Source organism: Heyndrickxia sp. MSNUG, assembly GCF_049532715.1.
Lineage (GTDB): Bacteria > Bacillota > Bacilli > Bacillales > Cytobacillaceae > Mesobacillus.
Genome location: NZ_CP150978.1, coordinates 2,410,202 through 2,430,933 on the forward strand (window position 1 = coordinate 2,410,202; position 20,732 = coordinate 2,430,933).

A 20,732-nucleotide genomic window follows, 5' to 3' on the forward strand; every position below is an offset into this window, starting at 1 on the left:
ACACCAATAAACGAATCCGAGAAAAGTAATTTAGAACAAAATTATATGGAGGTTTTAAATATGTCGACAACAGAAAAAGTGATAAAGGAACAGCAGCCAGCGATTGAAATGGTCGATAGCCTGGTGGAAAAAGGGCTTAAAGCTCTAGGAGAAATGCGTGAGCTTAATCAGGAAAGCATCGATACCATCGTAAAGGAAATGGCGCTGGCAGGACTGGATCAACATATGCAATTAGCAAAAATGGCAGTCGAAGAAACAAAGCGTGGTGTATATGAAGATAAAATCATCAAGAATATGTTTGCAACCGAATATGTGTATCACAACATTAAGTACGATAAAACCGCGGGCATCATCGAGGAAAATGAGCATGAGGGCATGATTACGATCGCTGAGCCTGTAGGGGTAATTGCTGGGGTTACACCAGTAACGAATCCAACCTCAACGACGATGTTCAAGGCGCTGATTTCTATTAAAACACGGAACCCAATCATATTTGCCTTCCATCCATCTGCTCAGAATTGCAGCAGCGCTGCTGCGAGGATTTTAAGGGATGCCGCAGTTAAAGCGGGTGCTCCTGAAGATTGCATTCAATGGATTGAAAAGCCATCCTTAGAAGCAACGCAGGCATTGATGAATCATCCGAGAATCTCACTTATTTTAGCAACGGGCGGATCCGGCATGGTTAAATCAGCATACAGTTCAGGCAAGCCAGCTCTAGGGGTTGGACCTGGCAACGTACCTTGTTATATTGAAAAAACAACCAATGTAAGGCGTGCAGTCAATGATTTGATTTTATCAAAAACATTCGATAATGGCATGATTTGCGCATCTGAACAGGCTGTGATCATCGATAAGGAAATTTACAGCGATGTGAAAAAGGAAATGATTTCAAACAGATGCTATTTCCTCAACGATAAAGAAAGAGAAAAAGTTGAGAAGCTGGTGATCAATGAACATAGCTGTGCCGTTAACGCGGATATCGTTGGGATGCCTGCTTATAAAATCGCTCAGATGGCTGGAGTGGAGGCTCCTGAAGATACAAAAATCTTGATTGCTGAATTGAAGGGTGTTGGCCCGCAATACCCGCTATCACGCGAAAAATTAAGTCCTGTATTGGCTTGCTACAAGGTAAACAGCACTGAGGAAGGCATAAAGCGTGCTGAAGAGATGCTGGAATTCGGAGGTTTAGGTCATTCAGCCGTAATCCACACAAGCAATGATGACATCATTAGGGCATTCGGGCTAAAAATGAAAGCAGGACGTGTGATCGTTAACGCACCTTCATCACAGGGTGCGATCGGGGATATCTACAATGCTTACCTGCCATCTCTGACTCTAGGCTGCGGAACTTATGGAGGAAACTCAGTTTCTACGAATGTTGGTGCAATCAACTTGATCAATGTCAAAAAAGTAGCGAGAAGGAATGTGAATATGCAGTGGTTTAAGGTCCCTTCAAAGATTTATTTTGAAAAAAATTCAACTCAGTATCTCACGAAGATGCCGAATATTTCTAAGGCATTCATTGTAACGGATCCAGGAATGGTAAAGCTTGGGTATGTTGACAGAGTGCTTTATCACTTAAGGAAGCGACCTGACTACGTTCACTGTGAAATTTTTTCAGAAGTTGAACCTGATCCATCAATTGAAACAGTGATGAAGGGTGCAGAAATGATGGCAAGTTTCCAGCCAGACGTCATCATTGCACTCGGAGGCGGGTCCGCGATGGATGCTGCAAAGGGAATGTGGCTATTCTATGAGCACCCTGAAGCCGAATTTCATGGATTGAAACAGAAGTTTCTCGATATAAGGAAGAGAGTTGTAAAATATCCTAAGCTTGGACAAAAGGCTCAATTTGTTGCGATTCCGACAACTTCAGGAACTGGTTCCGAAGTAACGTCCTTCTCTGTCATCACAGATAAAAAGGCAAATATTAAATATCCGCTGGCTGACTATGAATTAACACCTGACGTAGCAATCGTGGACCCGCAATTTGTCATGACCGTTCCAAAGCATATTACCGCAGACACTGGAATGGATGTATTAACACATGCGATTGAAGCATATGTCAGCTGTATGGCGAATGACTATACGGACGGATTAGCGATTAAGGCAATACAGCTTGTGTTCGAATACTTGCCTAGGGCATACCGAAACGGCAATGATGAAGTAGCTCGCGAAAAGGTGCATAATGCATCAACAATTGCAGGTATGGCCTTTGCCAATGCATTCCTTGGCATCAATCACAGTCTGGCTCATAAGCTCGGTGCAGAATTCCATATCGCACATGGACGTTCCAATACGATCCTTATGCCGCATGTCATTCGCTATAATGCAACGAAGCCCAAGAAGTTCACTGCTTTCCCTAAATACGAAAGCTTTGTAGCGGATCAACGCTATGCAGAGATTGCAAGAATTCTTGGACTGCCAGCACGCACGACTGAAGAGGGAGTAGAAAGTCTTGTGCAGGCAATAATCAAACTCGCAAACGAAATGGATATTCCAATGAGCATTGAAGCGAATGGTGTAGACAAGGATGAATTTGAAGCAAAAGTAGACCTGCTTGCAGACCGTGCATTTGAAGATCAATGCACAACAGCCAACCCTAAACTTCCACTTGTATCTGAGCTCGCTGAGATTTACAAACTCGCATTTAAGGGTATATAGATCGAACAAAGAACCAGCTCCATTTAAACTGGAGCTGGTTCTTTTTGTTTACTCTTGATTTTATTTATCAAGGCTGTTAATTTTCAATTCATCACTGAGCATGTTCTCATAAAACAAAAAACCCCGCTCTTTAACAGAGCAGGGAAATGAAGCAATAAAGAAAACGGTATTCTCAGTATAGCACACTGTTTGTCAGTTCCCTAATGTTTTTTTTAAATTGTATAGACAAGCTCCAAGAAGACCATAACAGACGGCCATGATAAACTATAGGATAATATGAATAATTGAGGTGTAACCATTGTGTTAAATAGAAATCTGCAGGGAAAGACAGTCATTATTACTGGAGCAAACAGCGGCATTGGTTTTGAGGCTGCAAAGGATTTTGCTGAAAAGGGAGCGCATGTCATTATGGCTGCTCGCAACATGGAAAAAGGGGAAACTGCGATGAATGCGATTTTAATAGAAAAGACAAATGCTAAAGTTGATTTGATGCAGCTTGATTTGGCCGATCTAACAAGTGTCAGAGCATTTGCGAATGCTTTTACTGCCAAGTTTAATCAATTGTATCTCTTAATTAATAATGCCGGAGTAATGATTCCTCCTTTTGGTAAAACAAAGGATGGATTTGAACTTCAATTTGGAAGTAACCACCTTGGTCACTTTGCTTTGACGGGATTATTATTGCCATTACTTAAAAATACAACTGGTTCACGTGTTGTAACCTTGAGCAGCATTGCCCACAGGGGAGCTTCGATTGATTTTAATAATCTCGATGGCTCTAAAGGGTATAAGGCCATGAAGTTTTATGGCCAGAGCAAGCTGGCAAATTTATTGTTCGCAAAGGAGCTCGACAATCGATTCAAGCTGCATGGGATCAAGACGATTAGTATCGCATGTCATCCTGGTATATCAAATACAAATCTCTTTAAAATGGGAAAATCTGAAACTCCAGGATATATGAAGCGAATTATGAATATCTTTTTCCAGCCTGCCCAAATAGGGGTGCTCCCAACACTGTATGCCGCAACAGAAGAAAGTCTCCAGGGCGGGGAGTATGTAGGGCCGGATGGAAGAGGGAATAGAAAAGGAAATCCAGCAATTGAAACACCTGCGCCAGGGGTATATAACGAAACCACTATGAAAAAGTTATGGGAAGTCTCAGAGGACTTGACAGGGGTAAAGTATCATTTTTAATTTGTTCCATTAGGTGCTGGGCTTAAAAACTCTGGCACCTTTTTATTCGAGGTAACTTAAAAAAGAGGTCACCAACTCTAATGCTGTGTTACGTACCTTGATAACACACCTGTTTATGAAAGGGAGCAAGTTTTTTGAGTCTTTAAAGCAACAAAAAAACAGACCCTCTATAAGAGGATCTGTTTTAGAAAGCTATAATTAAGCTTTTTGAACGTTAGCAGCTTGTGGTCCACGAGCGCCTTGCTCAACGCTGAAAGTTACTTTTTGACCTTCGTCTAATGATTTGAAACCTTCGGACTGGATAGCAGAAAAGTGTACGAATACGTCTTCGCCAGCTTCACGCTCGATAAATCCAAAACCTTTTTCTGCATTAAACCATTTTACTGTACCTTGTTCCATTTTTGTTGCCTCCTAGTGCTATGTGCACAATATGTTACTATCCTTGCCCAAAGTGATCATTAAGACGAAAATTACTATCCTTTACACCGAACAAAAATAATTCTTCTTAAGAATAACAGGTAATGGAACAAATAGCAAATAAAATAAATATAATCATTCTTTTATAGAGCATTGGTAACTATTTTCTGCTGTCAGTATCCATTAATTCAGATGTAATCAGCATTTCCGATCCGCTGCTATCCTTCATATAAAATTCCTTTTTGACCAGGCCGTACTTAGGAGCCCAGTATTGTCTTGATATACTGCTGTCTTGATTTTCCTGCTCTAACACGACCGCCTTTTTGATGGAGCCGATCGGAAGGAGGAGATTCTTATTTGAGGAGACGATTTTCCATCCATTTATAACAGTGCCTTCTGATATTGGGTTTGTCAGGATAGGAGCCTCTTTAAAATCTTTTTCAAGAGATGTAACGGCAGGCACATCTTTTTCATAATACTCGGACTGCTGGTAAACAAGAAAAATACCTTTCTCTGTTAACTTAAATATCTTCAACATGCTTGTTCCACCATTGCTGACAATGGTCGGCAGGTAATTGCCCTGCATTTCGAATACAATTTCTTTTTCTTCGGCAAATTCATTTCCTGTTCCCTTGAAGTATTTGATCTGGTTTTCTGAAGGGAAATAATCCTTTAAAGATATCTTCTGGTCGGACTGTCCAGGCTTAGAATCAGGGCTAGTCGGGGAAGTTGGCGTATCGTTGGTCTTACCTTGGTCATTCGTTACCGGTTTTTCATCACTGTCTCCTGGCTCAGGTTGATCCGTTTGATCATGAGCGGAATTTGTTGGTTTTTCCTGCTCTTGTTTACTATTGGACTGGAAACCGCTGCATCCAGCCAGAGTTATCGAAATTAGCAATATTAGAAATGCTCTCATTTATTTCACATCCATCCTTACAGATTGTTTCACTCATTTGACGAATCTTAACAATGGAAAGTTTCTTGTTGATTTAGAAATGGGCTTCTGATTAAAAAACAGAAATTTGAAGAAGTTAGATATATCCTTTTTACAAAGTGGAGAGATTTAAAACAATGGCTCTGTTAAAGCTGAATGTGGATTTTAAACCCTGTTGATTGTAGTGGAAGGCGCGAAGACTCCTGCGGGCGCAGCTGGTCAGGTGAGACCCCGCAGGAGCGGAGCGACGAGGAGGCTCAGCGCCAGCCCCGCGGAAAGCGAAGCGCCTGGAACGAAAATCAACAGCCTTGTTTAACACAGCCAAAACAATAAGCAGGATACATACTAAAGAATATTTAATAGAAAGAAGGAAGTGACGATGAAAAAATTGGCTGCTCTATTTTGCTGTTTATTTTTCGTGTGGTCAAGCGGTGTTTCTTATGCTAATGAACTTAAAAAGCCTTCCGAAATGCTGGTAGCAAAAGATGAAAAAGAAGGGGTTTTTATCTATGCTACACCCTTTCCTAAAGATGATCTTTTCAGAAACTTTCGAGTCGAGATTGGAAAAGCGGTAGTGGAACCTCTTGATTGGCAAATTTCAACGAGAGAAGAACGAAGACCTGAGTTGCATGTGATTGATCTCAATGATGATGGCAAGAAGGAAGTTGTGGTCATTCTAACTTTAGGAACCGGTACTTGGGTGGTTCAAAAAGAAGCACATATTCTTCAAGAGGCAGATACGGCTAACGGGAAAGCCTTTGAGGAAATGGACATAGACAATCCTGTCCATACGATACAGAGAGACTTCAGGATTACAGCAACGGATAAAAAGATAAATGTTGAGGGGCGCGGACATACTTGGGAAGCAAACAATATTTGCGGTATAACCAATTTTAAACACCGGTTCCCGCTCCATCAATCGGTGAATTGGAAAGTGGAGGGGAAAAACCTCAGTGCTCATGTTGGTTTGACCCTTACCGATAACTGTGTACCAGGAGAATTCATTCTTCAATATAAGCAAAGAGGCGAAATATATATCGCAGAGCGTATCAAAGTGAATTTATAGAACGTTTTTTTGGGTGTAAATTAGGTTACTTGATAAAAATATATTCTTTTTCTTAAGTTAGTCCAGAATTCTATATAAAAAGAATAGTTGGTAGCTTTAAACACTTCATTTTTTCTTCTAAGAAAAATCAATTTACTAATTGAATCGGATTATTAACCAGTTGGGAGCGGTTATTCACCAGTTGCTGATTTTTTTCAACAGTTGAAACCATTTTTTCACCAGTTGAAAAAATTCTCCCTTTAAAAATGTGAAACAAAAGAACCGTCCCCATGTTCCACCGTGATATCATAGGTATGAAGTACATTTTGTGAATGAGTAGGAGTTGTCTTTGAGGTGTACAGTAGTGTGGAGACGTGTATTAATATTATAAATAATGCGAAGAAGATTGTTGTTTTGACTGGTGCTGGAATAAGTACTGAATCGGGAATAAAGGATTTTAGGTCACGGACGGGTCTTTATAAAATGGCTCCTGAGTATATTCTTTCTCTTGATTATTTTTATGATCGGCCTCAGGATTTTTATAAGTTTGCTATGGAGAATCTTCATCATCCAAATGCTCTTCCTAATAAAGGACATGAAATTTTGACAAAATGGGAGAATGACGGAAAAATCCGGCACATCATCACTCAAAACATTGACGGGCTTCATCAGAAAGCTGGGAGCAAAAAAGTGATTGAGTTCCATGGGACAATGAAGACGGCTTCCTGTTTAAACTGTGGGAAAAAGTATTCAATCGAAGAAATGGTTTCAAAAATGGAAGAAAATAAGCATTTTCATGTTTGCAGCAAGTGCGACACATCAAATGAAAGATCCCGGTTTATTAAACCTGATGTTGTGCTCTTTGGAGATGCAGGAGAATGGTTTACAGAGGAAGGTTTTGAATACATTCTCAACCTAATTCAAGAAGCTGATTGCTTACTAGTCTTGGGAACAAGCCTTAAGGTGACCCCATTTTCCATTTTTCCGCAGTATAAGAGCCCGAATGTGCCGATGATCATAATCAATAAAGGTGACACACCTTATGACTTTGCTCTTGATACATACGTCATTCAAGATTCAATTGGTGAAACGTTGTCAAAAATAGATGCCAGTTTAGAATGAAAAAAAGAAGGTGCATGGATTTCCGCATGCACCTTTTTATCTTATCCGATTATTAATTATACGCTCTGGCAACGGGCGTTCCAAGTCAATACTGTTATTTGCTAATTCATCTGGGTTTTCTGTTTCAACTGATTCATTAGTATTATCTTCATCAACTGAATCATAAGTGGAATCTTCCATAACGGGTTCTTGCCTATCGAGTGAGTCTTGGCTAAAATCATTTGTCACAGGATCATTATTCTGTGGTTTTTCAACATTATACCCTGATATTGAACTTGTTTGTGTGAACTCTTTTTCTGCTTTAATTCTTTTCACCTCTTCAATGGCTTCTTGTTCATTTTTGAATGATTTCAGGATGTGCTTTTTCTCCATTTCCATAAATATCACCCTCCAAGGTTTTAATTTTATTATTGATATACCCATTTAAAATACATCTCTAACAAAAGTATAAATTCTTTCTTTGAATGTGATCCCAAGTCATGGTCTTTTTTAACTTCGTTTCTGGTAAAATATTTTTAGAATACATAGAAAACTAGATAAAAAGGGGATTGGGATTTGAAGAAGCGTATTATTTGGATATCCTGTGGTGTGGTGCTTTTGATTATGATTAGCTTGCTTGCGGCAGGGAATTATTTTTACAATGTAGCAATCAATCGAAGTCATGAAGCGGTCGATCTTCATGGTGGCGGGGAAAGTGTTGCAGCTGCTGGTTTGCTCAGCGAGGAAGAGCATCAGGCTAAACTGGAAGAAGTCATGAAATGGACAGAGCAGCAGACTTTTGACATTGTCGAAATCGAGTCAGTAGATGGCTTGAAGTTAAAAGCTCGATTTTTAAAAAATGAACATTCTACCGGGAAAGCTGTCATACTGGCGCATGGATATAAAGGGAACAGTGAACAGATGCCGGGCATCACTAAATATTATTATGAGCTTGGCTATGACATTCTGAAGCCTGATGCAAGAGGGCACGGACTGAGCGAGGGAGAGTATATCGGCTATGGCTGGCATGAACGTAAAGATTATGTACAGTGGGCCGGATTTTTAGTAGATCAAAAGGAAGAAGAGGCTATCTTCCTTCATGGGTTTTCAATGGGTGCGGCAACGGTCCTGATGGCGAGCGGTGAAAATCTGCCTGTTGAAGTGAAAGGGATTATTGCGGACAGTGGCTATACATCTGTGATTGAAGAACTCTCTCATCAATTGAAATTTCTTTATCATTTGCCAGCCTTCCCAGTTATACAGGTGACGAGTGTCATTACAAATTTAAGAGCAGGATACACATTTAGTGAGGCATCTGCACTCGAGAGTGTTAAGAAAAACAAGCTTCCATTATTTATTATTCATGGTGACAAGGATGATCTTGTCCCAACTGAAATGGCTCAGCGTATTTTTGACATGGCCACAAGCAAGAAGGATTTATGGATTGTTTCTGGTGCCGGCCATACAGAGGCATATACGATTGCGGAAGAAGTGTATCAGGAGCGACTTAAAGCGTTTTTAAACGATGCCCTAGAACAGTAGGAGGAATTCCACATGCAGAGTATTGAAAAACTCGGGAAAAGATTTTGGTTTATGACGCCAGTGTCAGAAACAGACCGTCCTATTCTTGGCATGGTGGTTGGCGATGAGAAAACATTAATGATTGATGCAGGGAATTCGAAATCACATGCACAATTATTCCTGGATATGCTCGCCGAAAAACAGGTTAACAACCCTCAGATAGTCGTCCTGACTCATTGGCACTGGGATCACATTTTCGGACTTTCTGCTTTGAAAGATGTGCTATCAATATCTTCAGCTTACACAAAAGCTGAAATGGAAAAGCTCATTCCGTTGTCTTGGTCTGATGAGGCATTGGACCAGAGAGTTTCCGATGGCACCGAGATTGAGTTTTGTTCTTCAGCAATTAAGAAGGAATATGTCAATCACCGAGAAATAAAAATCACTCTTCCTGAATTGACGTTTAAAGACAAACTGGAAATTGATTTAGGAGGAGTTACATGCATTGTGAAGCATGTTGGCGGAGATCACGCATATGATTCAGTTGTTGTATATATTAAAGAAGAAAAAATCCTCTTCCTCGGTGACAGCATTTACCCTGATATTTTTTCTGAAAAAAGAAATTACACCATCGAGCGTACACTTGCACTATTGGAGGAACTTGAAAACTTCGATGCGGAAATTTATATCCTATCTCATTGGAAACCTATTACAAAAGAAGAATTCCGAAGTGAGGCCAAGCTTTTAAAAAGAAGTGCTGAGCTCTGTTCTCAATTTAATGGTGATTTCATGAAAATAATCGATGAGTATAAATGTGAAACGGGTCGAGAGCTGAACGAGGATGAGCTAGAAACAATTGAATTTTTCGTGAATGGCTACGAAATGACAAATGGGCTAAGTATTTGACCTGTTAGCTATAAAAACCTTATCTAATCCGTCTATGGCTGTTACCGTTATCTAAGAATGGGTAAACACTTAACAAACATCAGCTGGACAAAGTATAATTCATCCTTCCTCACATATATCTCTAAAAGACCATCAAAAAGGAGAGATAATGATGCCGGTTGGAATGCACGAAATTACGATGGATATCCCGATTGAAGAGGTGTGGGATTTCGTAAAAGATATGGATAATTGGGCCCCTTTATTGCCTGGCTACATAAGCCATGAAAAACTGAGTGAACAGGAATCAAATTGGACATTCAAGGAAACTGTGGGGATCCTTAAGAAGAAAATAAGTTTGCATGTCACGATAAAGGAATGGATTGAACCGACGAGGGTAACATTCGATTTGAAGGGGATCAATGAGAACCTGACTGGGAATGGATACTTTAAGGCAGAGGCAATGGATAAAAGCAGGACAAAAATGACAGGGTATTTGGAAATGGTCGCTGAAGGAGCATTAGCGCCAGTGATGAACGCTGTGATGAAAACTTCACTCCCAAAAAGCGGTGAAGATCTGACTACTTCGATAGCAGAAAAACTGATGGAACAAAGAGCACTTCGATAGAATTCAATAAAGGAAACAAAGAAATAAGGAGCATGCGTGCAGCATGCTCCTTATTTCTTTTCCACTTTAATAAGCCCATCTTTTCGCACGTCTTTTTCGAAGTAAATGACGACAGTATCATCGAGTTCTAGCTTTTGTCCCGCTGGAAGATGTTCTCTTTTAAAGAAGATGGTTTTACCGTCTTCATCCTTGCCATAGTAACCCGAATCAACAATTTCGGTAATCATGTAATCCTGAGTTGTATATTCGTTTTTTATTGTATTGTCGGCTCTTGTGGCTTCATTCATCTCCAGCTTAAGAAAGATTAATAATCCTAGAAACAATGTCAATAAAAAAAGGATAAAAGCCTTCATATCGAATCCTCCACAGCTTAATACACAAACCATTATATGCATTGTTCCTGTATGAATGACTGTAAAAATGAGCCTATTTAAAAACGAAGGAGATTCTAAATTTGCTATAATAATAGGAATAGCTTCTGAAAATAAGCAATGAATGAAAAGAAAGGTTTTTAATATGCCAGAGAAAAAGAAATTATATGAAGTTGATCTTTATGAGCCTATACAGAAACACTTTTTACAGCAAGGGTATCGCGTAAATGGAGAGGTGCATGATTGTGACTTGACTGCAGTGAAGGGCGAGGAATTAATTATAATAGAATTGAAGCTTAACCTGAATATTGATTTATTGCTGCAGGGAACAAGAAGACAGCGACTGACCGATCTTGTTTACATAGCCATTCCAAAACCAAAGCGAATTTCCAGGCGACGTTGGAATGATGTGCTACAACTAATTAAAAGATTGGAACTTGGTTTGATTACGGTCTCATTTTCCGGAAATCGGCGAAAAATTGAGTTTGTTGTCCATCCAGAGCCGTTCGAACGACGAGCTGTTAAAAACAAGCGGAAAAAGTCTGCGCTCCTAGCAGAAATAGAGGGAAGGAGTGCTGATTACAATATCGGCGGCAGCAGCAAAAAGAAAATCATGACCGCATACAAAGAAAATTGCATACAGATTGCCTGCTATCTCGAAAAGTTGGGTCCAATGGCTCCTAAAGCACTGGCAGCACTGGGAACTGGCGACAAAACACAGTCGATTTTATATCAAAACTATTATAAGTGGTTTGATAGGGTGCAAAAGGGAGTCTATGCCATAAGTGAGCAGGGGAGAATCGAGATTCGCGAAAAACCGGAGCTAGTGAGTTACTATTTGGATAAGCTGGAAGATTAGTGATTACTTTATTTTTTTGGCTCTGTTAAAACTGAATGTTGATTTTAAACCCTGTTGATTGTAGTGGGAGGCGCGAAGACTCCTCCGAAAATGCTAACGCATTTCCATCGTGCGTGGGCAGATTCGAGGAAGCAAATCAGTGTCCTGCGGGCGCAGCTGGACAGGTGAGACCCCGCAGGAGCGAAGCGACGAGGAGGCTCAGCGCCAGCCCCGCGGAAAGCGAAGCGCCTGGAACGAAAATCAACCGTCTTGTTTAACTGAGCTATTTTTTTAAAAATTCCCAAAAATGTGAAACTTAGGGTCAGATGAAACGTAATAAAATATATCACATCTGAATCAGGAAAAGTTTCAAAGGGGGAAATGAAATGAGAAAGTTTTTATTCATAAGTATTTTCTTCATATTGCTTGCAGGATGCTCAAACAGCATGACTGCTAAAGAGGCGATTGAAAAGAACTATGAACATTATAATAATAAAAACTTCGCAGCCTACTTCGATATGCAAAGTGAAAGACTTCAAGAGGAAATGGTCAAAACCACAAAAATGAGCAGGGAGGAGCTTATCCTGGGCTGGAAAAAAAGCTGGATTCCTGCTGAAGTGATAAAGATTGAGACAGAAAGCGGCGGGACTGATGAGGGTACAATCGTCACAGCAACCATCCATTATCCATCAACCCTTCTTAGCCCCGAAACGACCACTAAAACAACTTTCGAACTGATTAAAGAAAATGGAGAATGGAAAGTCGATGAGATCCTAAAAACAGAAACACTTGCCATGCAGTAAGTATTTACTAGACAGTAATGGACGTGAAAGAATTTCATTAAAAGCCATTCGGTGAAACAGCTCATTTTGTATAAAAAAATCAACCGGTGCAATAATCCAACAAGGATTATTGCACCGCTTGAATTCTTTTTAATGTATTAAGATTGCTGAATGGAATAATTGAATATCTGAATTAATAGGAATGGATATTAGTACCCATTCTACTTCTCTTCATTCTACTTCTCTTCATTCGGCTTCTTTTCATTTTGATTCGTTTCTTAACAAAGTTACTGTTTTCCAAGAATTTTTCGAAGTTTTCCGTATAAGTGACCAAGTGGCCAAAACTCATTAATTCGTCATCAGAAATTTTCCAAGAATGATTCTCTATGCTATGCCTTATCACTACAAAGTGTTGAGAGTCAAGTGCATAAATTGGATAACCACATTTTTTGGATTGGTCAATAAAAAAGTAATCCTCTGCACGGTTTACTTTTTCGAATCGTACATCCTTAAATATCTCCTTCCTAAATACTAAAGTTGCTCCAGCAACAGTTTCTGTAACACTATTTACTTCCCCTGGCAGAAAAAATAATGCTTTTTTATTTTTGAAGTAGATATAGTAAGAACTTTTCCCTGCGATCATAACTTCTTTATTTTCAAAAGCAATCATAGCATTAGATAAATAATGGGAACCATAATAGTCGTCGTCGTCAAATTTAGCAATTATGTCATATGTGGATTGAAGAATTCCAAAATTTAAGCAGTCTCCTAAGCTAGCTTGTTCGTGAAGCTGATATACTCTTATATTTGGATAATAACTTGCCTTTTCTATCCATTTATCTAGATTCATCGAGTCTTTATTCAACACAATAATCAGTTCTTTATGATCTAGATTTTGCTGAAGAAAATTCTTAAATACATTATCGATGAATTCTTCTCTCATAGTGCAGGTTATTACTGAAATCAATTTTTCTCCCCCCTTATGATTTTATTAGTTTTTCTAGAAATTCTATTAGATTTATATATTCATTAGATTTTTTTAACGATTGAATGTCTTTTACCAGCTTATTAACCTTGTCCTTGCCGTATCCAGCTGCTTCTAAAATCTTTATATGCCTTATATCGATTTGTAGGAAGAGATTTATCGCGGTTAGGAGATCGACTAAATTTTCTTTAAATCCCTTTAACTCGTTGTTTCTTATAAGCTGGTTATATTCATATAAAATAGTATTCATAGTAAAAAAATCCGTAATTTGTGCTAGTTCTATACCTAGGATCATTACTTCCACATCTTGATGCTTAGATGTGAAAAGCTGAAAATTTTCTATTGCCTCACTCCAGTTACTTTCTCCAATCGGATGTTCCTGATGATAAGTTATTAAATTATCCCCAGCAAAATACTTCGCACCCATTTTATATAGACGGTAACCTAGTTCCCAATCTTCATACCCATATTTAATAAAATCTTCATCAAACATTCCTGCCTCTACAATAAAGTCTTTAGTTATGGATACATTACCGGTTAAAAATGCCATCCACGGAAACTGAAAACCATCGAATTCGTTTCCATATTTTTGGACAATGTGTTGATACCAGCTATCTCTTACAATGAACCAATCTTTATAAGTTTGATTTGAGATATCTAACTTACTTAGGAGCGGGTATGGTGTATTTGAGGAAGGGTGATAATTTTCTAAGCGGTTAGGAATTTTGGTGTTTCTGTTAGCTGCAAGCATGTTAAGAGTGGATGTTTTTGTTTCTGGAAAAATACAGGAAATTATATTCTTAGAATGCATCACTCCCGTTATTATTGCCTTTTTATTATTTTGGTGGTATTGATAATGATTTATAACAAAATCTGGTTCGCATATCATTTCCGCATCTAAAAAGATAAGGATATTCCCTTTAGCTGATTGAATACCTAGATTCCGAACCCTTGCTCTTCCCAAATTTTGTTCATTTCTGATGTACTTATAATGATATGAAGGTTGGTAGATTCCTAGTTCTTCCTGAGTTTGATCCGTTGAAGCATCATCAATAAAGATTACTTCCATTTTTGAATGTTCGAATGTCTGGTTTTCAAGGGAATAGAGAGTAAATAGATTTAAAGGATATCTATTATAAGAAGGTATAATAATACTTACCTCAATGTTTCGTTCGTTTTCTAACAAAGTATCACCCCATCTAATAAGTCTATTTTCTTAAGTTGTCCTGTCGTACCATTTACAATATGAAAGGTAATCCAATGTTGACAAGGCATGTGTACAAGTTATTATCAAATTGATTAATATGCTTAAAAATAAGATGTTAAATAACATATGAATAGTAAATTATTCGAGCGGTTAGAAAGAACCTTATCTTCTGAAATGATGATGATACATTAGATCATGAATAGCTGACATAGCATTTTGTGAGGAATTATTTTGACCAAAATTAAAAAAGAATGCATTTAGGAAAAGAAAGAACGGGAGAGAAAAAATATAAGGAATTATAACAATCGTACATTTGTATCAATTGATAATACTGCTAAAGGCGAAGTATCTTCAAAAACAACTTTTAGATATAAGCAAGAAGGGAAGATTATCTCAGCAACGTACAGTGGAGAAGAATGTGTTTCAACTCCCGAAATCCAGGTTAATGGACGAATAAGGCTATTTGAGAAATGGAAATGGCGTTATAAGAAACTACCTTATTTCAAAAACGGGTGCGATCGTTAAATAATGAATAAAAAATAAAAAATGCTCAGACCTTATAAGGTACTGAGCATTTATTGAGATAATCCGCTTTTGAATATGTTGCTAAATCTATAGCTTATCGCCCTGTTAAATCGAATTTTTTTACTACAATACCAATCCCGTTGATCAAAAAGGGATAGGTTTATTCCTTTTACGAAAATTTATTTTCAACAAGCTTCTTTAACCCTGAAAGCTCAGTTTCACCTACATAGTCTAGAGAGGAAAGGACACTATCTATCAGGAACTTCCTCGGTGCTTTTGATTTCAAAAGTTCGTCCTTGATAAAATCAAGCTTTTCGATATAATCTGTTTGTTTACAATCAAGCTTTTTGAGTTTAGAAATCACACAATAAAGGTTTTTCCTTAATTCAAGATCTTCCGTGCGCGATGTAGGTAGCCATTTTTCCAGAATTTCAGGCGAAATCAGCTGTTCGCGTGCTTCTCCAGCTTCTGCCACCATTTTCATGATCCGATTTACGCTATACCGGACCACTGGTAAAAGATTTGCACTTGTTCCGTGAGCCATCACATAGTACCTTATATTTTGCTGCAACATTCCCTTGAGCATGATTGTCGCATCAAGCAAATAAGGATGTAAGCTTTCATCAAAAAGATCCTTGAACCTTTCATACCCCCATCTGAGGGTCTTCATCTGCCCGATTTCAAGAAATTTCTTCAATTCTTTATCGTTAGAAAAAAATACTTCCTCATACAGAGGAATCAAGTTATTTTCCCTGTTTGTCCTCATTTGTATCTCAATCTGTTTAACCAGGATTTCCGGATCAGAAGGATCCTTTCCAGTGATCAATTCCTGTCGTTCCTTTTCTATTTTTTGAAAAGTGTTTTTAAAAATAGCAATTAACAGCTCGTTTTTGGAGGAAAAATAATTATAAAAGGTACCTTTCGATATTCCGCTGTATTCGAGGATTTCCTGTAATGAAGTGGCTTGGAAACCTTTTTCAATAAATAAATCACGTGCTTTATCAATGACATGCTGTTTTCTATCGTTCATTTTTTCACCTTACTTTCAATTAGACCGACTGTATAAAAAATATACTACATTAAAATTTCTAATTATACAAACCCCTTAACAAAGGGGATTTTTAATGGTTGCAAAAAATGTACCGATGGTATATGCTAGTGTCTATGCAAAAGGAGAAATTATAAAGATCAAAACTTCATAGGGGGAAATTTAATGCAGCAAACACAACCATTTAAGGCTCCTGATCGTCCGCCATACGGAATTCTTGCGGTATTGATTATCGGTGCTTTTATCGCTTTCTTGAACAATACATTACTGAATATTGCTTTGCCATCGATTATGGCAGATTTGGAAATAGAACCATCTACAGTACAGTGGCTTACGACAGGTTTCATGTTAGTCAGCGGAATCATGATTCCACTGAGTGCATATCTCATCCAGAAATTTTCTGTCAGGCGCTTATTTTTAACGGCTATGGGGCTCTTTACTGCAGGTACAATTCTTGCCGGTGTAGCACACATCTTTCCGGTGCTATTGGCAGGCCGTATGATTCAGGCTTCGGGTACGGCGATCATGATGCCTTTATTAATGAACGTCATGTTAGTTAGCTTTCCGATTGAAAAAAGGGGAGCTGCTATGGGTATCTTTGGACTTGTTCTTATGTTCGCACCTGCGATTGGCCCGACTCTTTCCGGCTGGATTATTGAGCACTATGATTGGCGCATGCTTTTCCATGTGATTACGCCAATTGCTGCTACAGTGCTTATCTTAGGCTTCTTCATGTTAAAGGATAAGAAGGAAAAAGTTTATTTACGATTAGATTTCTTTTCACTGATCCTTTCAAGTATTGGTTTCGGAGGATTGCTTTACGGCTTCAGCTCAGCAGGATCAAAGGGCTGGGATAGTCCATATGTCTACGGAACACTGATTGCAGGTGTTATAGCATTAGTCTGGTTTATTTTACGACAATTAAATCAAGATAATCCAATGCTTAATTTCAGGATTTATAAATATCCAATGTTCGCTTTGTCATCTGCTATTTCTATGGTTGTGACTATGGCAATGTTCTCAGGTATGCTGTTATTGCCGATTTATGTTCAGACAGTTCGCGGCATTTCTCCATTGGATGCAGGACTTATGCTGCTTCCAGGCGCCATTGCAATGGCGATTATGTCACCGATCACTGGTCGATTATTTGATAAGTTCGGCGGAAGAGTTTTAGCGATTATCGGCTTATCCATTACCGTGATTACAAGCTATTATTTCAGCAAGCTTTCGCTGGAAACTACCTACACACAATTAATCATTCTTTATACTTTAAGGATGTTCGGAATGTCTATGGTCAACATGCCTGTTTCCACAAACGGCTTGAACCAGCTGCCTGCCCGTTACTATCCGCATGGTACAGCCATGAACAATACCATGCAGCAGGTGGCCGGCGCAATCGGTACTGCTTTATTGGTTACGGTTATGTCTAACCGTGCAGAAGTACATGGCAAAGAGTTAGCCGAGGAAGCAATGAAACATGCTTCTGCAGCAAGCGCACAGCCAACAGCCGCGGCAATAGCCGAAATGAAACATCAAATCGCAATGAAAGCGATGATGGAAGGAATCAATGACGCGTTCTTTGTAACAGTATTTATTTCATTGGTCGCATTGATTTTGGCATTCTTTATTAAACGAGCAAAACAGGCAGAAGATACAATTGGCAGAGAACCTGTCAGCCAAAAATCGACAGCAGAATTAGCGAGAGAATAAGTTTTGAGACCCCTGGATTCCAGGGGTTTTTTCTTTTTCCCTTTATTCTAATATGTAATTATATCCACTATAAATATGGGTTAGGAAAATGGGAAACCTACCTCTAAATAAAATTTATTTTTTATTTACTTTCTCATTTCAGCCAGTATTGCCATTCTAATCTTATAGAAGAAGGGGGAAATCTAAGTGGATAAAAAGAAAGGATCGTCTTCTAAGGATGCCGAAGCAAAATTATTTGGATTAGATGAAGATCTTAGTCTGCAATCAGTCAATTTTGCAACGACAGAAAATCCACTTTTATAATGAACATTTTCGGGATGAAAAGGATGAAGAATAATTATTGAGTTAATGATATGTTTCTTTCTTGACTAGTAAATTGAATACTTGAATATAGATCATAATTAAAAATAAGCCGGACAGGATTGCCCAGCTTATTTTTTACTGTTTGCCACAACGGCTTCTTCTTTATATTGGGTTTTAAATTGTTCAAGCATTTGATTCGAAATCGCACTGTATCCTGAAATGCTTGGGTGTACGCCATCACTGTAAAGATTTTGAAGATTATCACTATTGATGACTTTCGTAGTTTGTACAACAACTGCCGAGGGAGTGTTGTTTGCTACTTCGTAAATCATTAAATTCCATTTCGGCAGGAGTTTGTCTGCCAGGGAATAAAATTGATGGTCGGCTGGCATTGGGTTATACAGCTCAAGAAAGACAATTGTTGCATCAGGATTAAGCTGGCTGATTTTTTCAGAGATTCCTGATAAATTTTCGCTAAAATTTGTTTGCAAACTATCAAATGATTTTAGAGCACTATATAAATCTGCCTTTTTTACAGCTCTAAGCACATCGTTTCCGCCGACATTGACAGTGATGATATCTGCCTCTTTTATTTCTTCATCAAAATTGCCTTCCTGTATCAGCTGGTTTAGCTTCTGGCTGGTGATTCCAATAATTCCTCTGTTGTTTGTAAGGACCTGCTTACCAGTTTGTACATGCAGCTGATCCGAAAACTGAGTAACCAAATTTTCTTTTTCAGCAACTCGATATCCATATATAATAGAATCTCCAAGGGCAAGATGGGTAATTGTCTTGTCATGGGATTCGCGGTAATAATCTAAATAAGTTAGCTTATTGGTATTCGTGACTTTTACTGTGCTTTGTTCCATCATTTTGTTGAGCTTGTACTGGGGATAATAAATCCAGGCAGAAACCGACAAGACAATTAGAAGGGATAAAAGCAGAAGATACTTTATGATTCTCATGATGTTCACTCCTCGATATATTTCTATTTTATCAAGGATAGAGGAAGAAATAATTAGGGGGGTATTTCCAATTTGAAATAGTTTGTATATTCTTGACGAACTATGACATAAATCCGTTGAAATAAATGAATGTTTTCTCATGATAATTTGTTATAATGATAGAATTATTATATTCAAGGAGTACAACTATGTACCAGACTTATTCAACAAAGGAAAAAATCAAACAAATTTTTGTCATGCTGATCCCAATTCTTATTACACAGCTCGGCATGTTTTCGATGGTATTCTTCAATACAATCATGTCAGGTAAATATAATTCATCAGATCTTGCTGGTGTCGCAATCGGGTCGTCAATCTGGAACCCGATTTTCACTGGCTTGAGCGGAATCCTGCTTGCGGTCTCGCCGATTGCTGCTCAGCGTTTCGGTGAGAAAAAGGGGAAGGAAGTCGCATCGATTCTTTCACACGGAATATACCTTGCCTTGATGATCGCTTCACTTGTCATCATTTCAGGGGTTTTCTTGCTTAACCCGATCTTGTCTGTGATGAACCTTCCGGAAAGTGTGAATGAAACAGCTCATGACTATTTAGTCGGACTGAGTTTCGGAATCATTCCCCTGTTCATTTTTAACGTGCTGCGTTCGTTCATTTATGCACTCGGGAAGACCAGGGTGGTCATGTATATCCTGCTGATGTCCCTGCCTGTCAATTTCTTTTTGAATTATGTCCTGATATTCGGCCGTTGGGGCTTCCCAGAACTTGGAGGAGCAGGCGCAGGATATGCGACATCCTTCACTTACTTTCTCATCGCCGGCATGACCGCCATCCTGATTATCACACAGCGACCGTTCTCGGAATTTGTGGGACTTGAGCATTTTAAAGAATTTTCATCTGAAAAGTTTAAAGAAATCCTGAAAATCGGTGTCCCGATGGGGCTGTCTATTTTCTTTGAAACAAGCATGTTTGCAGTTGTAACGATACTAATCAGTAAATTTAATATTACAACAATTGCCGCTTATCAATCTGCCTTGAACATTGTTGCGTTCCTGTACATGATTCCGATGAGCATTTCGATGGCACAAACTGTTCTGGTAGGCTTCGAAGTCGGTGCAGGGCGTTATAAAGACGCTAAGGCATACAGCTGGCTTGGCATCTATTTATCCATTGTGATCGCTGTGGTCGCCGGTCTGCTGGTTGTATTTTTCCGCTATGAAGTCGCCGGGTTCTATTCAAATGAACCGGCCGTCATTACCTTGACAGGACAGTTCCTGATTTATGCACTATTTTTCATGATATCCGACGCCATCCAGGCAACCGCGCTTGCTGCTTTAAGAGGTTATAAAGACGTGAATTTTTCCTTCGTCATCACGCTGATTGCATACTGGCTCATCTGTCTTCCAGTCGGTTATATTCTGGCCCATTACACATCTCTTGGAGCTCCAGGTTACTGGATTGGTTTGACAGCAGGCTTGCTCGCAGCAGGCATATTCCTGTCTATGAGATTGATTTATATACAAAAGCGCCGATATACTGCCAACTTGGCTAATGTTGTTTAATAACTTTGTGATTTCCCTAACGAGTTCGTATACCAATCATAAATAAAGGATTTGCC

The 20,732-nt window shown here is 38.8% G+C and carries 19 protein-coding genes; 11 read left to right on the top strand and 8 right to left on the bottom strand.

Translation table 11 applies throughout. From position 1 onward, the window contains the following. Positions 1-60: 60 nt before the first annotated feature. The gene (gene adhE, locus AABM38_RS12010) at positions 61-2,664 is read left to right on the top strand and encodes a bifunctional acetaldehyde-CoA/alcohol dehydrogenase (protein ID WP_423410598.1); all 2,604 of its coding nucleotides are present in this window, start codon (positions 61-63) and stop codon (positions 2,662-2,664) included. Between the two features lie 300 nt (positions 2,665-2,964). Beyond that, a complete protein-coding gene (locus AABM38_RS12015; RefSeq protein WP_423410599.1) occupies positions 2,965-3,858 on the top strand; it encodes an oxidoreductase in 894 nt (297 codons plus the stop codon). Between the two features lie 198 nt (positions 3,859-4,056). Here AABM38_RS12015 and AABM38_RS12020 read toward each other — a convergent pair whose 3' ends face one another. Together AABM38_RS12020 and AABM38_RS12025 are read right to left on the bottom strand one after the other, a co-directional pair. Further along, a complete protein-coding gene (locus AABM38_RS12020) occupies positions 4,057-4,257 on the bottom strand; it encodes a cold-shock protein (RefSeq protein WP_207497661.1) in 201 nt (66 codons plus the stop codon). Positions 4,258-4,435: 178 nt separating this feature from the next. After that, a complete protein-coding gene (locus AABM38_RS12025) occupies positions 4,436-5,191 on the bottom strand; it encodes a hypothetical protein (protein ID WP_423410600.1) in 756 nt (251 codons plus the stop codon). A 397-nt stretch (positions 5,192-5,588) separates the two neighbouring features. On the opposite strand from AABM38_RS12025, the gene AABM38_RS12030 reads away from it, so the two are divergent. Both AABM38_RS12030 and AABM38_RS12035 read left to right on the top strand, forming a co-directional pair. Further along, positions 5,589-6,275, top strand: a complete 687-nt coding sequence (locus AABM38_RS12030; protein WP_423410601.1) for a hypothetical protein — start codon at positions 5,589-5,591, stop codon at positions 6,273-6,275. A 345-nt stretch (positions 6,276-6,620) separates the two neighbouring features. Further along, positions 6,621-7,376 carry an NAD-dependent protein deacylase gene (locus AABM38_RS12035; RefSeq protein WP_423410602.1) on the top strand — a complete coding sequence of 252 codons (756 nt, stop codon included), beginning with the start codon at positions 6,621-6,623 and terminating at the stop codon, positions 7,374-7,376. Between the two features lie 36 nt (positions 7,377-7,412). Here AABM38_RS12035 and AABM38_RS12040 read toward each other — a convergent pair whose 3' ends face one another. Further along, positions 7,413-7,754, bottom strand: a complete 342-nt coding sequence (locus AABM38_RS12040; protein ID WP_423410603.1) for a hypothetical protein — start codon at positions 7,752-7,754, stop codon at positions 7,413-7,415. A gap of 177 nt (positions 7,755-7,931) precedes the next feature. Between AABM38_RS12040 and AABM38_RS12045 the strand changes: the two genes are divergently transcribed. From AABM38_RS12045 to AABM38_RS12055, 3 genes are all read left to right on the top strand, one after another. After that, entirely contained in the window at positions 7,932-8,897 is a 966-nt protein-coding gene (locus AABM38_RS12045) for an alpha/beta hydrolase (protein ID WP_423410604.1), read from the top strand. A 12-nt stretch (positions 8,898-8,909) separates the two neighbouring features. Next, a complete protein-coding gene (locus AABM38_RS12050; protein ID WP_423410605.1) occupies positions 8,910-9,782 on the top strand; it encodes an MBL fold metallo-hydrolase in 873 nt (290 codons plus the stop codon). 148 nt (positions 9,783-9,930) lie between these two features. Beyond that, on the top strand, positions 9,931-10,386 hold the full coding sequence (locus AABM38_RS12055) for a CoxG family protein (protein WP_423410606.1): 456 nt from the start codon (positions 9,931-9,933) through the stop codon (positions 10,384-10,386). 50 nt (positions 10,387-10,436) lie between these two features. Here the strand turns inward: AABM38_RS12055 and AABM38_RS12060 are convergent, their stop codons facing one another. Next, entirely contained in the window at positions 10,437-10,739 is a 303-nt protein-coding gene (locus AABM38_RS12060) for a hypothetical protein (RefSeq protein WP_423410607.1), read from the bottom strand. Between the two features lie 163 nt (positions 10,740-10,902). On the opposite strand from AABM38_RS12060, the gene AABM38_RS12065 reads away from it, so the two are divergent. Next, positions 10,903-11,616: a DUF2161 domain-containing phosphodiesterase gene (locus AABM38_RS12065; protein ID WP_423410608.1), complete on the top strand. Its 714-nt coding sequence runs from the start codon at positions 10,903-10,905 to the stop codon at positions 11,614-11,616. Positions 11,617-11,981: 365 nt separating this feature from the next. Continuing rightward, positions 11,982-12,398, top strand: a complete 417-nt coding sequence (locus tag AABM38_RS12070; protein ID WP_423410609.1) for a hypothetical protein — start codon at positions 11,982-11,984, stop codon at positions 12,396-12,398. A gap of 172 nt (positions 12,399-12,570) precedes the next feature. Here the strand turns inward: AABM38_RS12070 and AABM38_RS12075 are convergent, their stop codons facing one another. The 3 genes from AABM38_RS12075 to AABM38_RS12085 all read right to left on the bottom strand — a co-directional run bounded on the left by AABM38_RS12075 (position 12,571) and on the right by AABM38_RS12085 (position 16,124). Continuing rightward, complete coding sequence (locus AABM38_RS12075) at positions 12,571-13,344, bottom strand: glycosyltransferase (protein ID WP_423410610.1); 774 nt, start codon at positions 13,342-13,344, stop codon at positions 12,571-12,573. Between the two features lie 13 nt (positions 13,345-13,357). After that, positions 13,358-14,548, bottom strand: coding sequence for a glycosyltransferase (locus AABM38_RS12080; protein WP_423410611.1), 1,191 nt, complete (start codon positions 14,546-14,548; stop codon positions 13,358-13,360). Positions 14,549-15,263: 715 nt separating this feature from the next. Continuing rightward, positions 15,264-16,124: a TetR/AcrR family transcriptional regulator gene (locus tag AABM38_RS12085; protein ID WP_423406652.1), complete on the bottom strand. Its 861-nt coding sequence runs from the start codon at positions 16,122-16,124 to the stop codon at positions 15,264-15,266. A gap of 183 nt (positions 16,125-16,307) precedes the next feature. Between AABM38_RS12085 and AABM38_RS12090 the strand changes: the two genes are divergently transcribed. Further along, positions 16,308-17,852, top strand: a complete 1,545-nt coding sequence (locus AABM38_RS12090; protein WP_423406653.1) for a DHA2 family efflux MFS transporter permease subunit — start codon at positions 16,308-16,310, stop codon at positions 17,850-17,852. 431 nt (positions 17,853-18,283) lie between these two features. Here AABM38_RS12090 and AABM38_RS12095 read toward each other — a convergent pair whose 3' ends face one another. Further along, positions 18,284-19,120: a GDSL-type esterase/lipase family protein gene (locus tag AABM38_RS12095; RefSeq protein WP_423406654.1), complete on the bottom strand. Its 837-nt coding sequence runs from the start codon at positions 19,118-19,120 to the stop codon at positions 18,284-18,286. 188 nt (positions 19,121-19,308) lie between these two features. Between AABM38_RS12095 and AABM38_RS12100 the strand changes: the two genes are divergently transcribed. Further along, the gene (locus AABM38_RS12100) at positions 19,309-20,676 is read left to right on the top strand and encodes an MATE family efflux transporter (protein WP_423406655.1); all 1,368 of its coding nucleotides are present in this window, start codon (positions 19,309-19,311) and stop codon (positions 20,674-20,676) included. Positions 20,677-20,732: the final 56 nt, after the last annotated feature.